Raw genomic sequence first — 20,443 nt, forward strand, 5'->3', positions numbered from 1 at the left:
AAGCCTTAGCGCATATCGCGTTCGACACCAGACAGACTCGCCTGGAAAGCCTCACGCGCAAACGAGCGCTCCATGTAATCAAGCAACGGCTTGGCAGGCCGCGGCAGTTCAATACCCAGAATCGGCAAACGCCAGAGTATTGGCAATAGGCAGCAATCCACCAGACTTTGTTCCTCGCTGAGGAAAAACGGCTTGTCGGCAAACAACGGCGACACGCCAGTCAGGCTTTCACGCAACTCTTTACGAGCCACGACGCGGGCGGCTTCCTTGGTCCGCGAATCCAGGATCAGATCCACCAGACCACACCAGTCACGCTGAATACGATGGATCAGCAGACGGCTGTTGGCACGCGCCACAGGATAAACCGGCAGCAAGGGCGGGTGCGGGTAACGCTCATCCAGATATTCCATCACCACGGTCGACTCCCACAACGCCAGGTCACGATCGACCAGGGTGGGCAGACTTCCGTAAGGGTTCACTTCAATCAGTTTAGGCGGCTGGCGACCAGCTTCCACGTAAATGATCTCTGCGCTGACACCCTTCTCTGCAAGTACGATGCGCACTCGGTGGGAATAGTGGTCGGCGGGGTCGGAGTAACAGGCCAACCGATTGGTCACGCCCATGGCGGTCCTCCTCGCTTGTTGAAATTATCGGAAGCGGAAAAACGCACGCGCCCAGAGGACGCCTCCCGTAACGTCTGGCTTGCCAGACTCGTTACACCTTCAGAGACGCCCCTGGGCGCGTGCGATTAACAGCAATTGCTTACAGCTTTATCAATGGACGTCTTTCCAGTATTCACGCTTGAGCAAGTAAGCGAATACGAAGAAGAACGCCAGGTACAGCAACACATAGGTACCGATGCGCTGATGCTCCAGCTTAACCGGGTTAGCCGAGTAAGCCAGGAAGGTTACCAGATTCTTGACCTTCTCATCGAACTGCTGTTCGGTCAGAGCACCGCTCTTCGGCACGATGGTCAGCTGATCGCACGCTTCATGTGTCAGCGCGTTACCGGTCAGCGGATCATATTGCTTCTTGCCGTCTTCGACGATCGGAACCTGCTTGCAACCGACAACCTGACGACCTTGCAGGCCAACCAGGACGTTAGGCATACCCACGTTCGGGAAAACCTTGTTGTTCACACCCCAAGGACGCGACGGATCTTCGTAGAAGGACTTCAGGTAACCATAAAGCCAGTCCGTACCACGAACACGCGCTACCAGAGTCAGGTCAGGCGGTGCGGCGCCAAACCAGGTCTTGGCGTCAGCCGGCTGCATGCCGATGCTCATGTGGTCGCCAATCTTGGCGCCTGTGAATATCAAATGGCTTTGCATCAGATCCGTAGGGATATCCAGATCATTGGCAACACGCTCATACCGCTGGTACTTCGCGCTGTGGCAACCCATGCAATAGTTGGCAAAAGTACGCGCACCATCTTGCAAGGCGACTTTGTCAGCAACGTCAATCTCAACCTTTTCAAGCTCAGGCTCGAGAGCGTTTGCAAAAGTAACCGCAGGAAGCACAGCGAGAATCAAAACTGCAAATAACTTTTTCATCAGCCAGTCACCCTTTCCGGAACCGGTTTGGTCTTCTCGAGCCTGGTGTAGAACGGCATCAGAATGAAGTAGGCGAAGTACAGGAAGGTACATACCTGCGACAGCAGCGTACGACCCGGCGTCGGAGCCAGAACACCCAGAACGCCGAGGATCACGAACGAGACGCAGAACACCACCAGCCAGATTTTGCTCAACCAGCCTTTGTAGCGCATCGACTTGACGGGGCTGCGATCCAGCCAAGGCAGGACGAACAGCACAGCGATGGCCGCGCCCATGGCGATAACGCCCAGGAGCTTGTCCGGAACCGCCCGCAGAATCGCGTAGAACGGTGTGAAGTACCAGACCGGAGCAATGTGTGCAGGGGTCTTGAAGGCGTTCGCCGGCTCAAAGTTCGGCTTCTCCAGGAAGTAGCCGCCCATTTCCGGGAAGAAGAACACGATCGAGCAGAAGATGAACAGGAACACCACCACGCCGACGATATCTTTCACGGTGTAATACGGGTGGAAGGCAATGCCATCCAGCGGTACGCCGTTTTCGTCTTTGTGTTTCTTGATGTCCACACCGTCCGGGTTGTTCGAACCGACTTCGTGCAGCGCCAGGACGTGCAGCACCACCAGACCGAGAATCACGATCGGCAGGGCAACAACGTGCAGGGCGAAGAAGCGGTTCAGGGTAATACCGGAAATCAGGTAGTCACCACGGATCCACTGGGTCAGGTCGTTACCGATGACCGGGATCGCACCGAACAGCGAGATAATCACCTGGGCGCCCCAGTAGGACATCTGGCCCCACGGCAGCAGGTAGCCCATGAAGGCCTCAGCCATCAGCGCCAGGTAAATCAGCATGCCGAAGACCCACACCAGCTCACGCGGCTTCTGGTACGAACCGTAGAGCAAGCCACGGAACATGTGCAGATAAACCACGATAAAGAACATCGAAGCGCCGACGGCGTGCAACATACGCAGGATCGAGCCGTACTCGACGTCGCGCATGATGTATTCAACGGAAGCAAACGCTTCTTCCGCCGATGGCGTGTAGCTCATGGTCAACCAGACACCGGTAACGATCTGGTTGACCAGAACGAGCAGCGCCAGGGAGCCAAAGAAATAGAAGAAGTTGAAGTTCTTCGGGGCGTAGTACTTGCTGAGATGGTCTTCCCACATTTTGGTCGCGGGAAAGCGTGCATCAACCCAATCCATGAACTTGCTCATCACGCTTTCTCCGTATCGACGCCAATGACAATGATGTCATCGGTCTCATAGGAATGCGGGGGAACTGGCAGGTTCAAAGGCGCAGGTTGCGACTTGTAGACGCGGCCAGCCAGATCGTAGTGGGAACCGTGGCAAGGGCAGAAATAACCACCTACCCAGTCCTTGCCCAGATCCGCAGGTGCCACTTCTGGACGGAAGGTCGGCGAGCAACCCAGGTGCGTGCAGATACCGATCAGCAGCAGAACTTCTGGCTTGATCGAACGCGTTTCCGGGTCGACATAGGTCGGTTGTGTCGAGTTCTTGGAGGTCGGGTCAGACAGCTGGCCCTCGATCTTTTTCAGATTCCCCAGGATTTCCTCGGTACGGCGGACAATGAACACCGGCTGACCGCGCCACTCAGCAATCATCTGCTGACCTGGTTCGATTTTGCTGACATTCACTTTCACCGGTGCACCTGCGGCTTTCGCCTTGGCACTGGGAAACCATGACCCCACGAACGGGACCGCAGCCCCCACCGCTCCTGCAGCACCCACCACGGATGTGGCTGCTACCAAGAAGCGACGCCGGCCTGCATTCACGCCGTCATTGCTCATTCAGTCCTCTCCCATCAGCTTTGTGGCCTGTTAAATCAGGCGTCTACTAAGTAAAAATCTGAACTTATAAAAATTTTGCCGAATGGTAATGAAAAGCCCCAATTCTGACAAGGTAATTACCGAGGGGCTTCACTGCCAAGCCTTGCAGTATAGGGCTTCTACGGCTGTGGCAAGTTGTCACAGCGCAATTCTTTGATAAATCGCGCCCATAAAAAAACGCCCAGCTTCGCGAGGAAACTGGGCGTTCTTTTTGAACGCGAAAGCGAATTAACGCTTCGAGTACTGCGGACGCTTACGCGCTTTACGCAGACCAACTTTCTTACGTTCAACTTCACGAGCATCGCGAGTAACGAAGCCAGCTTTGCGCAGAGCGCCACGCAGGGTTTCGTCGTACTGCATCAGAGCGCGAGTGATACCGTGGCGGATTGCGCCAGCTTGACCACTTACACCGCCACCGATAACGGTGACGTAGATGTCGAACTTTTCAACTGTCTCGGTCAATTCCAGCGGCTGACGAACTACCATGCGGGCAGTTTCGCGACCGAAGAAATTATCCAGGGAGCGGTTGTTGATCGAGATGTTACCAGTACCCGGACGCAGGAAAACGCGTGCGGTTGCGGTCTTGCGACGGCCAGTGCCGTAATTTTGAGTCGCCGACATAATGAACTATTCCGTTAAAACTTCAGTTCTTGGGGCTGCTGAGCAGTATGAGGGTGTACAGCGCCCGCATAGACTTTCAGCTTACGATACATGTCGCGACCCAGCGGGTTCTTAGGCAGCATGCCTTTGACCGCGGTCTCGATCACGCGCTCAGGGGCTTTGGCGATCAGCTTTTCAAAGTTGATCGACTTGATGCCGCCCGGGAAACCGGAGTGGGAGTAGTAGATCTTGTCGGTGGTTTTAGCACCGGTTACACGAATCTGCTCGGCATTGATAACGACGATGTAATCGCCGGTGTCAACGTGAGGAGTGTACTCAGCTTTATGCTTGCCACGCAGACGGCTCGCGATTTCGGTGGCCAGACGACCCAGGGTCTGACCTGCAGCGTCGACGACAAACCAGTCGCGCTGTACTGTTTCCGGTTTAGCAGTAAAAGTTTTCATTCTTTATAGCCTCAGGGGCCGCCCTGTAAATTAGACGGCGGATCTTACTGAATAGTGCGTACTTTGACAAGTCAAAGGCAGCCGGATACAGACGCTTTCGGGGGCTCGGGTCGGCGCGTCCGTTCAACGGCAAGATTCTTCGGCGGCGGCGCATCACTTCCACTGCAGAAAGAGGTGCGCAATTATGCAGATTGCGAAAAATAATTCAACCTGCTTTTATGATTGTTTTGCCCAAGGAGCACCCGATGGACTATCGCCAGCTAGGCCGAACCAATCTGAACGTGAGTGCCATCTGCCTCGGAACCATGACCTGGGGCGAGCAAAACACTGAAGCTGAAGCCTTCGCCCAGATCGAACGGGCCAAGAACGCCGGGATCAATTTCATCGACACCGCCGAAATGTACCCGGTGCCGCCGAAGGCCGAAACCTACGCCACTACCGAACGCTACATCGGCAATTACTTCAAAAGTCGCGGCGATCGCTCCGACTGGATCCTCGCCAGCAAAATCGCCGGCCCCGGCAACACCATCGATTACATCCGCGATAAAAACCTGCGACACAACCGCCAGCACATCACTGAAGCCGTGGACGCCAGCCTCAAGCGCCTGCAAACCGACTACATCGACCTCTATCAGCTGCACTGGCCGGAACGCAGCACCAACTTCTTCGGCCAGCTCGGTTACAAACACCAGACCGAAGCCAACCTCACGCCGCTGGAGGACACCCTCGAAGCGCTGGACGAGCAGGTCAAGGCCGGCAAAATCCGCCACATCGGCCTGTCCAACGAAACGCCATGGGGCACCATGCGCTTCCTCGCCCTGGCCGAAGCCCGTGGCTGGCCGCGCGCGGTGTCTATCCAGAACCCGTACAACCTGCTCAACCGCAGCTTCGAAGTCGGCCTGGCGGAAATCGCCATCCGCGAACAGTGCGGCCTGCTCGCCTATTCGCCGCTGGCGTTCGGTTTCCTGTCGGGCAAGTACGAAGGTGGCGCACGCCCACCAAAAGGCCGCCTGAGCCTCTACAGCCGCTTCAGCCGCTATTTCAACCCGCAATCGGAAGCAGCGTGCAGCCGTTATGTCGCGCTGGCCCGGGAACACGGCCTGGACCCGGCGCAAATGGCGTTGGCGTTTGTCAATCAGCAGCCGTTTGTGACCAGCAACATCATCGGCGCCACAACCCTGGAGCAACTGGAGAGCAACATCGCCAGTTTCGAGCTGAAACTTTCCGATGAAGTGCTGGCGGGGATTGAGGCGATTCACAAGGATCACCCGAACCCGGCGCCTTGATCGACTCATAGTCCCCATCGCGAAAAGCTCACTCCCACAGGTTTTGCACAATCCCTGCAGGAGTGAGCCTGATCGCGATGAGGGCCTGACAGTCACCGCAAAATCAAAGCGACCGCGCAATAATCTCCTTCATGATTTCATTGGTCCCCGCATAAATCCGTTGCACCCGCGCATCGGCCCACGCTCGGGCGATCGGATATTCCCACATGAATCCGTAACCGCCATGCAACTGCACGCATTCGTCGAGCACCTTGCATTGCAGGTCAGTCCCCCAATACTTGGCCATCGCGGCGGTAGGCACATCCAGCTTGCCTTGCAGGTGCAACTCGAGGCAGCGATCAACGAAGACCCGGCCGATCTGGATTTCAGTCGCCATCTCCGCCAGCTTGAAGCGCGTGTTCTGGAAATCGGCAATCGCCTTGCCGAACGCCTTGCGTTCACGGGTGTAATCGAGCGTCCATTTCAACGCAGCTTCGGCCGACGCCAACCCGCCAATGGCGACGGTGAGGCGCTCCTGCGGCAACTCCTGCATCAGGTAAGCGAAGCCCATGCCCGCCTGCCCCAACAGATTCTCCTTGGGGACCCGCACGTCCTGGAAGAACAACTCCGACGTGTCCTGAGCCTTCATGCCGACCTTTTCCAGGCGCTTGCCCTTGTCGAAGCCCGGGGTGTTGGCCTCGACCAGAAACAGACTGGTGCCCTTCGCGCCAGCCTTCGGATCGGTCTTGGCCACGACAATCACCAAGTCGGCCAGAAAGCCATTGGTTATAAAGGTCTTGGAGCCGTTGATCACGTACTCGTCGCCATCCAGCACGGCGGTGGTTTTCACCCCTTGCAAGTCGGAACCGGCGCCCGGTTCGGTCATGGCAATCGCGGTAACCATTTCGCCGGACACCAGTTTCGGCAGGTATTTGTGCTTCAGCGCTTCACTGCCGTAATGCAGGATGTACGGCGCCACAATGTCCGAATGCAGAGAAAAACCGATGCCAGTCAGGCCGAGACGACCGACCTCTTCGATCACGACAGCGCTGTAGAGAAAGTCCGCCCCCAGCCCACCGTATTCCTCCGGCAGGTGCGAACAAAGCATCCCCGCCTCCCCCGCCTTGTTCCAGAGTTTACGGTCGATGTAGCCTTGTTTTTCCCATTGCCCGTGGAACGGCACGGCCTCCTTTTCGAGGAACGTTCGCACGCTGTCGCGAAACAATTCGTGCTCGGAACTGAACAAGGTTCTGGGGATCATGCGGCACCTGTCATTAATTGTTGGAAGAAGTTGACCTTCAGAGACTAAGCCCCGCATCCGATACAGGACACTGGACACATCAGACAAAAAATAAGACGATCCAGCCGTCTGGTGACCACTTTCCCCTATAAGAATAAAGTTGAATTATGTCTAACCAAGTCTCCACGCCCTTGCGGCGCGTCAGCATCCTGGCTATCGACCGGGTTTTCGCTTCCACCCTCATGCAAGCCAAGGATTTCTTTCATCTGGCCAGCCTGCGATACGGCAAACAACTGGGCCAGGGCCTGACACCGGCGTTCGAAACCCGGCTGGTCAGCCCCGACGGCAAACCGGTGAACAGCTTCAGCGATGTGATCATGCCGGTGGACGGCGGCCTGGAAAATGCCGACGTCATTATCCTCCCGGCCTTCTGGGACGATTTCGATACCCTTTGCCAACGTTATCCACAGGTCCTGCCCTGGTTGCGTCAGCAACACGCTCGCGGCGCCGTGCTTTGCGGTGAGGCCACCGGGGTGTTCTGGCTTGCCGAGGCCGGCCTGCTCAACGGCAAGGAGGCGACCACCTATTGGCGCTTCTTCAATGCCTTCGCCGAGCGTTTCCCACAGGTTTATCTCAATCAGGACAAGCACCTGACGGACGCCGACAACCTGTATTGCGCAGGCGGCACCACCTCGGCATGCGACCTCTACATCTACCTGATCGAACGTTTCTGCGGCGCCAACGTCTCCCAGGCCGTGGCCCGGGACATTCTCTACGAAGTGCAGCGCAGCTATTCGCCAGGACGCATCGGCTTCGGCGGACAGAAATTGCACCAGGACGTGATCATCCTGCAGATCCAGCACTGGCTCGAAGAACACTTCGCCGACAAATTCCGCTTCGAAGACGTCGCCCGCGAACACGGCATGAGCATCCGCAACTTCATGCGGCGCTTCCAGACCGCCACCGGCGACAAGCCCCTGCATTACCTGCAACGCCTGCGCATCGAAACCGCCAAGGGTTTGCTGTCGGGCAGCCGCAAGAGCATCAAGACCATCAGCTATGAAGTCGGTTATGACGATGCGAGCTTCTTTGCGCGGCTGTTCCGCCAGCACACCGAGTTGTCGCCGAATCAGTATCGGCAGCAATTTCAGCAAGCCGCCTAAGCTGAACCCAACACCCGTCCGATGTGGGAGCGAGCCTGCTCGCGAAAGCGATAAATCAGTCACATCAATGCTGGATCCGCCGCCTTCGTGAGCAGGCTCGCTCCCACAGGAAATCTGCGGTGAACAAAAAAGGGCCTGCATGTGCAGGCCCTTTTTTTATTGTCCGAATCGTCCTACGGCTTGTGCGCCCGGGACAGGAATTCGTGCGACTGCATTTCCAGCAGACGGCTGAGCGTGCGCTGGAATTCGAAGTTCAGGCGACCGCCGGTGTAGAGGTCCTTGAGCTCGACTTCAGCCGAGATGATCAGCTTGACGTTACGGTCGTAGAACTCGTCGACCATGTTGATAAAGCGTCGGGCGATGTCGTCGGTGGTGACGCTCATCTGCTCGACACCGCTGAGCAACACGGCGTGGAAGATCTTGCCCAGCTCGATGTAATCGTTCTGGCTGCGCGGGCCGTCGCACAGTTCGCGGAAGTCGAACCAGGCCACGTCATCGCAGGTGCGCACGGCGCGAATTTCGCGGTTCTCGATCATCAGCACGTCATTCTCGATGGCGGCCGTGCATTCCGGAGTCAGGGCGCGGAAGCTTTTGCGCAGGCTTTCCTGAGCGGCTTCGTCCAGCGGGAAGTGGAACAGCTCGGCTTGCTCGAGGTGGCGCAGACGATAGTCGACGCCGCTGTCGACGTTGACGATGTCGGTGTTCTGTTTGATCAGCGCAATGGCCGGCAGGAAGCGCGCACGTTGCAGGCCATCCTTGTACAGACCGTCCGGCACGATGTTCGAGGTCGCGACCAGGGTCACGCCATTCTTGAACAGCTCTTCCATCAGCGTGCCGAGGATCATCGCGTCGGTGATGTCGGACACGAAGAACTCATCGAAACAGATCACCCGGGCTTCATCAGAGAAGCGCTTGGCGATGATGGTCAGCGGGTTCTTCTCGCCGCCGAGGGTCTTCATCTCTTCGTGCACGCGCTTCATGAAGCGGTGGAAGTGAGTGCGGACCTTTTCCTTGAACGGCAACGCTTCGAAGAAGGTGTCGACCAGGTAAGTCTTGCCGCGACCCACGCCACCCCAGAAATACAGGCCCTTGACCGGTGCCTGATCTTTCTTGCCAAACAGTTTGCCGAGCAGGCCCGGCTTGGTGTTCGACGCAGCGACCAGATCGTCGTACAGGCGCTGCAAATGACGCACGGCGGTTTCCTGCGCGGCGTCATGGAAGAATTCCGGGCGTTTCAGATCAGCTTGATATCGTTCTAGGGGCGTCATAATTCGTTAGCAAGGCAACAAAAACGGGCCGTCACTGTAGCGACGGCCCGTGGGAATGGCAATCGGCCCTTGGTCGGGTCGAGCCGTTGATTTATTCCTGAACCGGTGTCAGCGCAACCCGCAGGGCGTCAATGGCGACGTCGCGAGCGGCGTTGTCAGCAAAGGTCGGGCTGTCGGCCACGCACTCACCTTCCAGCCAGACGCTGAAGCTCTGCTCTTCACTGCGCACATCCAACGGCTGGCCCGATTGCAGCTGCTTGGTCACTTGACCAGCGGTTTTGCCGTCGGCGAAGTTGCGCGACAACAGCAGTTGCTCGCCATCGGCCGCCAGCAGACGGAAGCGGAAACTGCTGTCTTCTTCGCGGAAGCTGACAAAACGCGCGGCTTTCGCAGCTTTCTTCTTGGTGGTGGCAGCGACCTGAGTCTGGGCGACGAAAGAGCGCAGGCCGACCGCTTCGCGCAGTTCGTGGAGGAACGGTGTAGCCACCGAACGGGCTTTTTTCGCGCCGAGTTGCAGCATGTCTTCCAGGTCCGCCGGGCGTTCGATCAGTTGGTGATAACGCTCGCGGGACTCGCCCAGCTCGCTATCGAGCAGTTGGAACAGGCGATTCTTCGCCTCGCCCCAACCCAGGCCCTGCAACAGTTCGCTGCGGAATTCATCGGACTGTGCCGGCGTGGCAAACGCCTGGAACAGGGTGAACAGGTGCGAGTTGTCCGGATCCTTGGCTTCGCCCGGCGCGCGGGAGTCGGTGACGATCCGCGAGATCGCGTCCTTCATTTCCTTGGCGCTGCTGAACAACGGAATGGTGTTGTCGTAGCTTTTCGACATCTTGCGACCGTCGAGGCCTGGCAGCGTGGCGACGCTTTCTTCGATCAGCGCCTCCGGCATGGTGAAGAACTCTTTGCCCTGGCCGAACAGGTGGTTGAAGCGCTGGCCGATGTCGCGGGCCATTTCCACATGCTGGATCTGGTCACGACCGACCGGCACCTTGTGGGCGTTGAACATCAGGATGTCCGCGGCCATCAGCACCGGATAGCTGTACAAGCCCATGGTGATGCCCGCATCCGGGTCTTCGCCGGTCTCGACATTCTTGTCCACCGAGGCCTTATAGGCATGGGCGCGGTTGAGCAGGCCCTTGGCGGCAACGCAAGTCAGCAGCCAGGTCAGCTCGGGGATTTCCGGGATGTCGGACTGGCGATAGAACGTCACACGATCCACATCCAGGCCACCGGCCAGCCAGGTCGCGGCGATTTCCAGACGCGAGCGCTGGATGCGCAGCGGGTCGTCGCATTTGATCAGGGCGTGGTAGTCGGCCAGGAAGTAGAACGAATCGGCATTGCTGTCACGGCTGGCCAGGATCGCCGGGCGGATGGCGCCGGCGTAGTTGCCCAGGTGCGGCGTGCCGGTAGTGGTGATGCCGGTGAGGATACGGGTACGAGTCGTCATGGGTAATCGCTTGTCAGACTGCAATCAATTCGAAAGGCGCGGCAGGATCAGATCCTTGAGATCGGTCAGCTTGCCATGAAAAAAGTGTCCGCATTCTGCCACTTTCAGCAGCTCATGGGGGCGTTCGAGCTTGTCGGACCATTCGTAAACAAGTGGCGGATCGATCACTTCGTCGGTTTCCGGCTGGATCAGGGTCAGTTCACCCTGCTGCGGCAGTTGATCCTGATCGCCCAGGCGCATGACAGCCGGCGCGACCATAAACAGATGCTTGAGCTGTTCGCCCTTGGCTTCCAGGCGTCCGCCGAGACTTGCTGCAACAAAACCACCAAAGGAGAAACCGAACAGGGTCAGCGGCAACTCGGGGTGTTTGGCCCGTAGCCATTCGGCAACGGCTTGGGCGTCGTCGACTTCGCCGGTGCCCATGTCGTGGGTGCCTTCGCTGGCACCGACGCCACGGTAGTTGAAGCGCAAAGTAATCAAACCGGCGTCGCGCGCGGTGCGCTGCAGGGTCGAGACGACTTTATTGAGCATGGTGCCGCCCTGCACCGGGTTCGGGTGGCAGATCAGCGCGATGCCGCGCGGCTGCTCATTATCAAGATAAAGGGCTTCCAGTTGGCCGACCGGGCCATCAATCACTACAGGGGTTTCGCGCATAAGCAAGGAAGGAACTCCGTGACCTCGAATCGGGTCGACTCGTCTAGCAAATTGTCTGTGCCAATCTATTGCGAGTGAATCGCGGTATACAGCGCAGGTTCGAGCCGTTAACGTAAAGCAAAGCCGTTTATAGAGGAAGGACTCGTGGAACACTCGCTCTTAGTTTGGTTGTTGCCGACTCTTGCCCTGGTTGTGGGTGTCGCCATTGGTTTCCTGATCGCTCGTTTGGTGCCGAATGCCGCGCCTAGCAGCACCCAACGTCAGCTGGATGACATTCAGGAACGTTTCGACAGTTATCAGAACGAGGTGGTCACCCACTTCAACAGCACTGCAAACCTGGTCAAGAAGCTGACGGCGAGCTATCAGGAAGTGCAGGATCACCTCGCCGAGGGTGCCAACCGCCTGGCCCTGGACGAGCAGACTCGTCAACGATTGCTGGCCGCCCTGCACGCCGATTCGGCACAGGCTCCACGGGAACGCCTGACGCCACCGCGCAATCAGGAGCCGCCTCGCGACTACGCCCCCAAAGCTCCGAACGCGCCGGGCATGCTCGATGAGCATTACGGCCTGAAGAAGTAATCAGGTCTCGCGCGTCATGAAAAAGCCCCCGGATGAGTGATTGTCCGGGGCTTTTTTAATTTTGAAGTTTTCATCGCCTGTTCTGTCCCCTTCGCGAGCAAGCCCGCACCCACAGGGGATTTGTGCTTTGCCACATTGTTGTGATCGACACAGAACACTGTGGGAGCGGGCTTGCTCGCGAAGGGCCGGAACTGGCGACAAAAAAAAACCGCCCGATCTACTGAGAATCGGGCGGGCTTTTTTACGCCTGGGGTTCAATCAGACAATTACGGATACTGCTGAACAGTACCCGGCTGCTGCTGACCACCGTACTGCTGACCCGGAATCGCCTTCAGGTTGACTTCAACGCGGCGGTTCTGCGCCCGGCCATTGACGTCGCCGTTGCTGGCAATCGGGTTATCCGGCCCGGCACCGCGCGCCGACAGGTTGGCGCCGCTGACACCTTGCGAGGTCAGGTAGGTCGCCACGCTCTGCGCACGACGTTGCGACAGGTCCATGTTGTGCTGGCGGCTGCCGGTGCTATCGGTGTAGCCGACGATTTCGATCTGGTTCTGGCTGAACTCCTTCAGCGAGCCGGCCAGATTGTTCAGCGGCTGATAGAAGCTGGAGGCGATATTTGCCGAATCGGTGGCAAACGTGATGTTGCCCGGCATGATCAGTTTGATCTGGTCACCCTGACGCTGCACCTCGACACCGGTGTTGGCCATGCTGGCCCGCAGCTTTTTCTCTTGCTGGTCAGCGTAGTAACCGTAACCGGCAGCGGAAGCACCCACCACGGCAGCGCCAATCAGCGCGCCCTTGCCACGGTTATCATGACCGATGGCGGCGCCAGCCAAGGCGCCAGCCAGAGCGCCGAGGCCACCGTATTTAGCGGTTTTGCTCATGCCCGTGGAGCCACTGTCAGCCTGGCCCTGGTTGTCATAAGGGTTAGGCGAGGCGCAGCCAGACAGCAAGGCCACAGCCGTAGCGACGATAATCAAACGCTGCTTGGTGAACATGAAGAGCTCCTACTTTTTGCATTCTGGGGTGCAACGGACAAAGGCAATGGACCTTTGCGGGTGTTGGATCGTTTTGGCCGACGAAAATTCCGTCGATTGCCTTCAAGCCCGCACAAACGGGTTCTCGCGCATTTCATCGCCCAAGCGCGTGTCCGGACCATGCCCGGTCACGACCGTTGCTTCTTCGTCGAGCGTATAGAGTCGCTGCTTGATCGACCGCACGATGGTCGCTTGATCGCCGCCCCACAAATCCGTACGCCCTACCCCGCGACGAAACAACGTGTCACCGGCAATCAGCAGCTTGGCCTCGGAAAACCAAAAGCTCATGGAACCCGGCGTGTGACCCGGCGTATGCAACGCCACGCCGCACCCGCAAGCCAGCTCTTCATCGTCGGCCAACCAGCGATCCGGCGACGGCACCGGCGTGTAAGGCACACCGAACATCTGGCACTGCATCTCCAGATTGTCCCAAAGGAACTGATCTTCTTTGTGCAGATGCAGGGTCGCGCCGGTTTTCTCCTTGAGCTGACCGGAGGCCAGAAAGTGATCCAGGTGCGCATGGGTGTGGATGATGCTCACCACCTTCAGGCCCAAGGCATCGAGCCGCGCGAGGATCAGTTCGTGGTTACCGCCTGGGTCGACGACGATGGCTTTTTTGGTGATCGGGTCGCCAATGATCGTGCAGTTGCACTGCAACGGGCCGACGGGGAAGGTTTCGCGGATCAGGGTGGGCTGCTGGGACATCGGGGCATGCTCGGAAAACAGGGATGGGCAATTTTGGCACAAAACCGTATTCCGTCATTTAGCGGACCCGGTAGATCTTGAAAATGCGCTACTCCAGCACCCTTAACTCTTTAGCCCGCGCCACCGCCTGCGTGCGCCGCTCAACCCCAAGTTTGCTGTTGATGTGACTGGCGTGGGTCTTCACCGTGTGCAGCGAGATGAACAGCTGATCGCTGATTTCCTGGTTCGAGCACCCTTGGGCGATCAGGCGCAGGACGGCCAGCTCACGGGTGCTGAGCTGTTCCGTTGCGGGGGATGCTTCCAGTGTCGGGCGAGCGGCCATGGCTGGTAGTTTTTCGGTCAGTTCCTGCGAAACGACTGTAGGAGCGCATAGTTGCAGTTGCCCGCGCAGCCAGTCCGGGTGTTCGGCCAGCAATCGGTCGAACGGTTGCAGGACGCCACCGGCTGCCGCTTCCAGTGCCTGGGCAAACGCCTTGCGCGCCTCGGGCTCACGCCCGACCGAAAGCAACAGGGTGATTTTCTGCGTCAGCGCCATCACGCTGAGCATTTGCCGTCCCGATTTCTGTCCATGCTCAAGCAGCGCGTTCAAACGCCCTTCGGCCAGCATCGGCTGCCCCTGGATCACCTCCAGCAAGGCTTGCTGCAATTCGATATGCAGCGGCAGTTGTGGATGAAATTCCGGCGGCGCTGCCGCGTGGTCGCCGTTGTAGGTCTGTCCCAATCGCGCCAGCCAGGCTTCGGCCAGATCGGTACGGCCCTGGGCCAGCCAGAGCTCGCATTTGACCAGGGTGATCATCGCCAGGTAGTAGATCGGCGGCACGTCCCAGATGTGCATCAGGCGTTCGGCTTCGGCGAGTTCGGCGAAGGCTTTGGCGAACTCGCCGCTGCTGCCCTCGAGCCGGGCGATCACGCAGTGGCCGATCAACACGCTGATATCGCGACAGGCTCGGGCTTCATTCAAACCGGCTTGTAGACGCACCCGCGCGGCTTGCGGCTGCAAGCGCACGGCAAGTAAAAAGCCCTCGTACAAGGTCAGGCGCGCACGCACGGCATAAAGCCGTTGCGGGGATAACCCTTGCAGGCGTTGCAGCCCCTGACGGACCTCCTGTAACGAGCGCAGAATTTCCCCGCGCGCTTGCAGCACACGCGCGCGGTCGTAATGGGCCAGCGCTTCGAACAGTGGGTTGCCGACCCGTTGCGCCAATTCCAGCGATTCGCGGTTCAAGCTGCGTGCACGCCACAGGTCGCCGTCGGCGATCGCCAGGTTGGACAGCGTCGAAAGACACATCAGCCGTTGCCCGTAGCGCTTGGCCGGCAGACTATCCAGCGCTTCGGTGCAGTAAAGTTGCGTGAGCGCGCGATTGCCGCGCCCCCGGGCGATGATGCCACTCAGGGCCAGCCATTGCGCCAGCATGGACTTCTGCGCAGTGGCCGACGGGGCTGGCAGGAAACGACTCAAGTGCGCCGCCAGCTCCTCGGCAGCGTCCAGCTGACAGGCCAGTCCCAACGCCCAGCTGTAGAGCACAATCAGGCGCGGCGTGCTGATCAGCAGGCTGTCGGGCAAGTCCATCTTCCAGCGCAGCAGCATGCCGACATTCTGTTCGGCGAGCAGTTGTTCTTCAGAGAGGTTTTGCACCAGGTTCGCTGCAACGTCCAGGTGTCCGGCGCGCAGTGCCTGCTCCACCGCTTCGTCGAGCAACCCCTGCGCATTGAACCAGCGACAGGCGCGCAGATGCAGGCTGGCGGCCGGCACGATTGACTGGGCGGCGGGCCGGGTACGCAGCAGGTCGGAAAACAAATGGTGATAGCGATACCAGTGCCCGTGTTCGTCCAGCGGCACCAGAAACACTTGGTGCGCCTGAAGGAAACGCAGGATTTCGGCACTGTCATGGGCCTCGCGGACCGCGTCGCAGAGCTCGCTGCAAAAACGTTCCTGAGGCGCGGTGTCGTACAGGAACGACTGCACTTCGGCGGGCAGGCAATCGATGACTTCTTCGAGCAGGTAATCGCGAATCAGACCTTCTCCGCCGTGCAACGACTGCGGCAATGCTCCGTCGGTACCGGCTTCGGACGCCGCCAGCAACCAGAAACGCAGGCCGGCGACCCAGCCTTCACTGCGCTGGATCAGGTTTTCCAGTGCCTCGCCACGCAATGAACTGCTGTGTCGATCGAGCAACGTGAGGGCTTCATCGTGGGTCAGTCGTAGGTCCTGCTCATGCAACTCAAGCAATTGCCGCGACAAGCGCAAACGCGCCAGATGCCAGTCCGGACGCTGTCGGCTGGTCACCATGACCAGCAAGCCATCGGGCAAATGATTGAGGAAAAACTGCAAGCAACGATCCAGCACAGGCCCCTGCGCCAGGTGATAGTCATCCAGCACCAGCAGCAAAGGTGTCATCGGCGAAAGGTGGATGGCCAGTTCATCGAGCAACCCGTCCAGCCATTCTTCGAAGGCGAAGGGCTGATGGCGCTGGCGCATTTTCAACAGACCCAGGGCCTGGCTGCCGAGCTTCGGAAAGTAATCCTGAAGACCTTCGAGCAACCGCTCGAGGAAACGCCCCGGATCGCTGTCTCGAGGACTCAACCCCAACCACAGGCTGTGCCAATGGGCCGGCAGCCCCTGGCAGAACTCCACCGCCAGTGAGCTCTTGCCGAACCCGGCGGGTGCACTGACCAGCAACAGCCTGCCACCGAGGCCAGCACTCAGGCGCTCGCACAGGCGAGGCCGCAGCACATGGCCGTCGGGCAACGGGGGCCGAAAAAAGCGCCCGTCCAGTGCCGCGACGGCAACGCTTGCAGGGCCCGGGAGTGGGGACAGATCAGTCATGGCCGGCTCTTGTTTGAATTGCGGGTGGCGGCGTTGCAGATGTCCGCAGACTATCGGTAAACGAAGAGGGAATGAAGGTTATTGCTACAAATGGCTACAAAAAGAATACAAGCAGAAGTTGCGGGGCTTGAGATGGCGTTTTCCTGACAGACCGTGTCGCGTCCATCGCGAGCAGGCTCGCTCCCACAGTTGACGGCGCTCTCATGGAAGAGCGCGTTACCTGTGGGAGTGAGCTTGCTCGCGATAGGCCGTCATCGACACTGAAGATTCACAGTGAGAAATCCGGGCAAAAAAAAACGCCCCGAACCAGTCGGGGCGTTTTTCGAGGATGCGGCCTCTGTTCAGTGCAGGTTAACGAACCCCGTCCTGACGCAGCGCAGCGGGGGTGAAATCGCTGGTGGTCGCGGTGAAGCCGAAGTCATATGCCGACTTCTCTTCGTTCTTCATGCCCAGTGCCAGGTAACGGCCCGATTGCAGGTCGTACAAGGTTTCCAGGGCGTACCACGGCACTTGCTTGTCGTAGTAGTTCTCGGCGTGAGCTTCCGCCACTCGCCACAGTTGATTACGGCCGTCGTAATGGTCGATCACCGCGGCTTGCCAGGTGTCTTCGTCGATGTAGAAGTCGCGCTTGGCGTAGATGTGACGCTGACCTTCCTTCAAGGTAGCCACCACATGCCAGACCCGGCGCAGCTCGTAGCGAGCCAGGTCCTGGTTGATGTGACCGGCCTTGATGATGTCGTCGTACTTCAGTTGCGGTGAATCGAGCTTGTAGCTGTCGGAGGCAATGTACATCTCTTTCTTGCCTTCGAGTTTCCAGTCGTAGCGATCCGGCGCACCGTTGTACATGTCCAGGTTGTCGGAGGTCCGCAGGCCGTCAGCCGCAGTACCCGGCCCGTCATAGGACACTTGTGGCGCACGACGCACGCGACGTTGACCGGCGTTGTAGACCCACGCCGAACGTGGCTCTTTAACCTGATCGAGGGTTTCGTGCACCAGCAGCACACCACCGGCCAGACGTGCCGGCGCAGTCACTTTCTGCTTGAAGTAGAACAGGATGTTGCCCGGATTCGCCGGATCGTAGTCCTTCATCTTGTCGCGGAACACGAACTGATCCTGGAAGTACACCAGGCTGTACGAACCGTTAGGTTGCGGCGTCGCCTGGGTCACCAGGCGGGTCACGCTGCCTCCGCGATAACGGGTGATGTGGTTCCAGATGACTTCAACGCCGGTCTTTGGAATCGGGAACGGTACGGCGGTTTCGAAGTTTTCCAGGCCGTTGCCGCCAGACACGAGGTTGGTGTTGGTGGCGTTTTTCTTGATGGAGGCGAACACGGCATCCGGCACGGTCGCGCCACGATGGGACGGGTAAACCGGCATCTTGAAGGTTTCCGGGTAGCGCTTGAACATCGCGTACTGGCCCGGAGCGAGCTTGTCTTTGTATTGGTCGACGTTCTGCGCAGTGATGGTGAACAGCGGTTTTTCACTGGCGAATGGGTCAGACAGGAAGCCTTTGCCGTCGACGGTGCCGGCGTTTTTCGCCATCGGTTTCCAGGCCGGGATCGAACCGTCAGCGTTGCCCGCCATCTCGGCGCCCATCGGCGTCAGGCTCTTGCCCAGTTTGTCCGCTTCGGCAGCAGGCACTGCCGCCATGACGCTGGTCGCCAGCAGCGAAAGCCCCAGAACTCCAGCGTGGAACAGACTCTTTGTTATTTTCATATGTGTGTTCGTCCTGAAAAAACAGTGCTTAGAAGTTCACGCCGAAGCTGAGCGCAACGAAGTCGCGGTCATCGACGGTGGTGTACTTGCCATCAAAGAAGTTGGTGTAGGCCAGGCTCGCGGTGTAGGTGTTCTGGTATTCGGCATCGACACCCAGGCTCACCGCTTTGCGACCTTCTTCGAAGTTGCCGCCAGGGCCTGGCGAGTAACCGTCCACGTCGTGGGACCAAGCCACGTTCGGCTTGAGGTTCACACCGGCGAACACGTCGTTGTATTCCCAGATGGCGCGACCACGGTAGCCCCACGAAGTCGACGTGGTGAAGCCGTCACTGTTGCAGTTGCGGCTGCGGTTGTTGGTTGGAGTGCCTGGGCCGGCACCGTTGATGGTGCTGGTGTTGAGGGCCACACACGTATTCGCCCCGCCAGTGGCTGGCAATGCACCCGGACCGTAGACCGGATCGCGGCCATAACGGAGGTCGGAAGTGCTTTCCAGGCCGCCGACGTGAGTCACGCCCACTTCGCCCACCAGGGTCAGACGGCTTGCGCCCATGACCTGGTCAAAGAAGTGCGTCAGGGTGGTCTGGAATTGGGTGATTTCTTTACGACGATAGCCGTGCAGGTCTTGACCCGGGCCGGCAGAGAGCAGCGAAGCGTTACCCAGGGCACCGCCCAGAGGTCGTACACCGGCGAACAGAATGTCGGTGGAGTTGAGCTGCACCGGTGCGTTCGGACGGTAGCTCAGTTCACCGCTCCACGCCGTACCGGTAGGCAGGGTGGTAGAGAAGCTCAGGCCGTAGAGGCGAATGTCTTCAGGGTATTCGATGAAGTATTTCGAGTTACCTGCCACCAGCAGCGGCGCGAGTGCGGCGAACGGTCCTGGCAGAGAAGCCGCGGTGTTATAGACCGACTGCGGCGCACCCGTGGCGCTGAAGATCGGCGCACGGCTGTGGTAGTTCATGAAGTAGGCACCGAACTCGGTGTCCAGCGGCTCGAACATGTACTTGAGGGACGCGCCCCACTGGCCGCTGTCGCGAGCATCACGATCGCCGCCACGCTGGACCAGCACACCTTCCTCGTTGACATTGACGCCGTTGGCGGCCAATGGACCCAACGCCACGGCTGGAATCTGCGAACGCTTGTTCAGCACGCGAAGGTTATCGGTGCAACCATCGGCAACGATGTCCGGCTGCGAGAAGAACGTGCCGCAGTTATCGACAACGGTCTGGTCCCATTCCAGCTGGTAGAAGGCTTCTGCCGAAAGGTTTTCGGTCAGGCTCTGGGACACATAGAACATGTTGACCGGGATCAGGCCTTCCTTGATCTCGGCACCCGGACGACGGAACGCAGACACGTCGATCGGGTTGATCGAGTTGATGCCGCCGCCGATGAAAGTACTTTCACCCCAGCTCACTACCTGCTTGCCCAGACGCACGGAACCCGGCTGATCGGCAACGGAGTAGTTGTGGTAGACGAAGGCGTCGAGGATTTGCCCGCCGGAGGACTTGGCGCCTTCCTTGCGGTTGTTGTCGCTGATGTCCTTGAACGGACGGCTTTCGTCCTTCAGTTCAAAGTCGTACCAGTATTTGCCACGGACGAAAACGCCAGTGTCGCCATATTTCAATTCAAGGTCATGGATGCCCTTGAAGATCTTCGAGAAGGTTTTCCCGCTTTCGAAGTTCAGGTGACCGTCATCAGAGGTCTGGGACAGGCCGCTGCCACCGTTGTTCACGCCAATGAGGTTCTTGTTGGGACTCTCGGTAGACCAGCTGGAACCGATCGAGAGGGAAGAATCGAACTGACCTTCGATTTCACCAACGTTGAAACTGACGCCGAATGCAGGCCCGGCGAGCGAAGAGGCGAGACTGACCGCCAGGGGCAATTTCGCCCGGCGCCAGAACGTGTTTACTGATGTCATCGACGCTACTCCATGTGCATTATTGTTATGGCAGTTAGCACTTCTAAAAACGTTGTGGATGACGGGGAGCCAAGGCGTCCCGAAGTCACTCCAAATTGCATCGCCCCGTTTTGTGCGTGCGCTCCGTTCTTAAAAATCCTTGAGCGGACTATAGCCAGCAGGTAGTA

The 20,443-nt window shown here is 58.7% G+C and carries 18 protein-coding genes; 3 read left to right on the forward strand and 15 right to left on the reverse strand.

Features of this window, described 5'->3' with window-relative positions; all coding sequences use genetic code 11:
• Positions 1–5: 5 nt before the first annotated feature.
• From HP062_RS15115 to rplM, 6 genes are all read right to left on the reverse strand, one after another.
• A complete protein-coding gene (locus HP062_RS15115; RefSeq protein WP_007905304.1) occupies positions 6–623 on the reverse strand; it encodes a glutathione S-transferase N-terminal domain-containing protein in 618 nt (205 codons plus the stop codon).
• A gap of 150 nt (positions 624–773) precedes the next feature.
• On the reverse strand, positions 774–1,553 hold the full coding sequence (locus HP062_RS15120) for a cytochrome c1 (protein WP_172791629.1): 780 nt from the start codon (positions 1,551–1,553) through the stop codon (positions 774–776).
• On the reverse strand, positions 1,553–2,764 hold the full coding sequence (locus HP062_RS15125; RefSeq protein WP_172791630.1) for a cytochrome bc complex cytochrome b subunit: 1,212 nt from the start codon (positions 2,762–2,764) through the stop codon (positions 1,553–1,555). Before HP062_RS15125 ends, HP062_RS15120 begins: the two co-directional genes overlap by 1 nt.
• A complete protein-coding gene (gene petA / locus HP062_RS15130; RefSeq protein WP_007905300.1) occupies positions 2,764–3,357 on the reverse strand; it encodes a ubiquinol-cytochrome c reductase iron-sulfur subunit in 594 nt (197 codons plus the stop codon). The genes HP062_RS15125 and petA overlap by 1 nt, the downstream gene beginning before the upstream one ends.
• A gap of 267 nt (positions 3,358–3,624) precedes the next feature.
• A complete protein-coding gene (gene rpsI, locus HP062_RS15135; protein ID WP_002555064.1) occupies positions 3,625–4,017 on the reverse strand; it encodes a 30S ribosomal protein S9 in 393 nt (130 codons plus the stop codon).
• Between the two features lie 14 nt (positions 4,018–4,031).
• Complete coding sequence (gene rplM / locus HP062_RS15140) at positions 4,032–4,460, reverse strand: 50S ribosomal protein L13 (RefSeq protein WP_007905295.1); 429 nt, start codon at positions 4,458–4,460, stop codon at positions 4,032–4,034.
• Positions 4,461–4,705: 245 nt separating this feature from the next.
• Between rplM and HP062_RS15145 the strand changes: the two genes are divergently transcribed.
• Positions 4,706–5,746, forward strand: coding sequence for an NADP(H)-dependent aldo-keto reductase (locus tag HP062_RS15145; RefSeq protein ID WP_010458157.1), 1,041 nt, complete (start codon positions 4,706–4,708; stop codon positions 5,744–5,746).
• Between the two features lie 103 nt (positions 5,747–5,849).
• Here HP062_RS15145 and HP062_RS15150 read toward each other — a convergent pair whose 3' ends face one another.
• On the reverse strand, positions 5,850–6,986 hold the full coding sequence (locus tag HP062_RS15150; RefSeq protein ID WP_109634724.1) for an acyl-CoA dehydrogenase family protein: 1,137 nt from the start codon (positions 6,984–6,986) through the stop codon (positions 5,850–5,852).
• Positions 6,987–7,231: 245 nt separating this feature from the next.
• On the opposite strand from HP062_RS15150, the gene HP062_RS15155 reads away from it, so the two are divergent.
• Positions 7,232–8,128, forward strand: a complete 897-nt coding sequence (locus HP062_RS15155) for a GlxA family transcriptional regulator (RefSeq protein WP_169857917.1) — start codon at positions 7,232–7,234, stop codon at positions 8,126–8,128.
• Positions 8,129–8,301: 173 nt separating this feature from the next.
• Here the strand turns inward: HP062_RS15155 and zapE are convergent, their stop codons facing one another.
• The 3 genes from zapE to HP062_RS15170 all read right to left on the reverse strand — a co-directional run bounded on the left by zapE (position 8,302) and on the right by HP062_RS15170 (position 11,497).
• Complete coding sequence (gene zapE / locus HP062_RS15160) at positions 8,302–9,396, reverse strand: cell division protein ZapE (protein ID WP_010458163.1); 1,095 nt, start codon at positions 9,394–9,396, stop codon at positions 8,302–8,304.
• A 91-nt stretch (positions 9,397–9,487) separates the two neighbouring features.
• Complete coding sequence (locus HP062_RS15165) at positions 9,488–10,843, reverse strand: tryptophan--tRNA ligase (RefSeq protein ID WP_077748996.1); 1,356 nt, start codon at positions 10,841–10,843, stop codon at positions 9,488–9,490.
• 24 nt (positions 10,844–10,867) lie between these two features.
• Positions 10,868–11,497 carry an alpha/beta hydrolase gene (locus HP062_RS15170; protein WP_042932570.1) on the reverse strand — a complete coding sequence of 210 codons (630 nt, stop codon included), beginning with the start codon at positions 11,495–11,497 and terminating at the stop codon, positions 10,868–10,870.
• 144 nt (positions 11,498–11,641) lie between these two features.
• Between HP062_RS15170 and HP062_RS15175 the strand changes: the two genes are divergently transcribed.
• Positions 11,642–12,076: a YhcB family protein gene (locus HP062_RS15175; RefSeq protein ID WP_010458168.1), complete on the forward strand. Its 435-nt coding sequence runs from the start codon at positions 11,642–11,644 to the stop codon at positions 12,074–12,076.
• Positions 12,077–12,342: 266 nt separating this feature from the next.
• On the opposite strand, the gene HP062_RS15180 is transcribed toward HP062_RS15175, so the two are convergent.
• The 5 genes from HP062_RS15180 to HP062_RS15200 all read right to left on the reverse strand — a co-directional run bounded on the left by HP062_RS15180 (position 12,343) and on the right by HP062_RS15200 (position 20,276).
• Positions 12,343–13,074: an OmpA family protein gene (locus HP062_RS15180; RefSeq protein ID WP_010458190.1), complete on the reverse strand. Its 732-nt coding sequence runs from the start codon at positions 13,072–13,074 to the stop codon at positions 12,343–12,345.
• Positions 13,075–13,176: 102 nt separating this feature from the next.
• Positions 13,177–13,818: an MBL fold metallo-hydrolase gene (locus HP062_RS15185; protein ID WP_010458191.1), complete on the reverse strand. Its 642-nt coding sequence runs from the start codon at positions 13,816–13,818 to the stop codon at positions 13,177–13,179.
• 88 nt (positions 13,819–13,906) lie between these two features.
• The gene (locus HP062_RS15190) at positions 13,907–16,645 is read right to left on the reverse strand and encodes a LuxR C-terminal-related transcriptional regulator (RefSeq protein ID WP_172791631.1); all 2,739 of its coding nucleotides are present in this window, start codon (positions 16,643–16,645) and stop codon (positions 13,907–13,909) included.
• Between the two features lie 351 nt (positions 16,646–16,996).
• Positions 16,997–18,361 carry a DUF1329 domain-containing protein gene (locus HP062_RS15195; RefSeq protein ID WP_010458193.1) on the reverse strand — a complete coding sequence of 455 codons (1,365 nt, stop codon included), beginning with the start codon at positions 18,359–18,361 and terminating at the stop codon, positions 16,997–16,999.
• 28 nt (positions 18,362–18,389) lie between these two features.
• A complete protein-coding gene (locus HP062_RS15200) occupies positions 18,390–20,276 on the reverse strand; it encodes a DUF1302 domain-containing protein (RefSeq protein ID WP_172791632.1) in 1,887 nt (628 codons plus the stop codon).
• Positions 20,277–20,443: the final 167 nt, after the last annotated feature.

The organism is Pseudomonas sp. B14-6, assembly GCF_013260315.1.
GTDB classification, from domain to species: Bacteria; Pseudomonadota; Gammaproteobacteria; order Pseudomonadales; family Pseudomonadaceae; genus Aquipseudomonas; species Aquipseudomonas mandelii.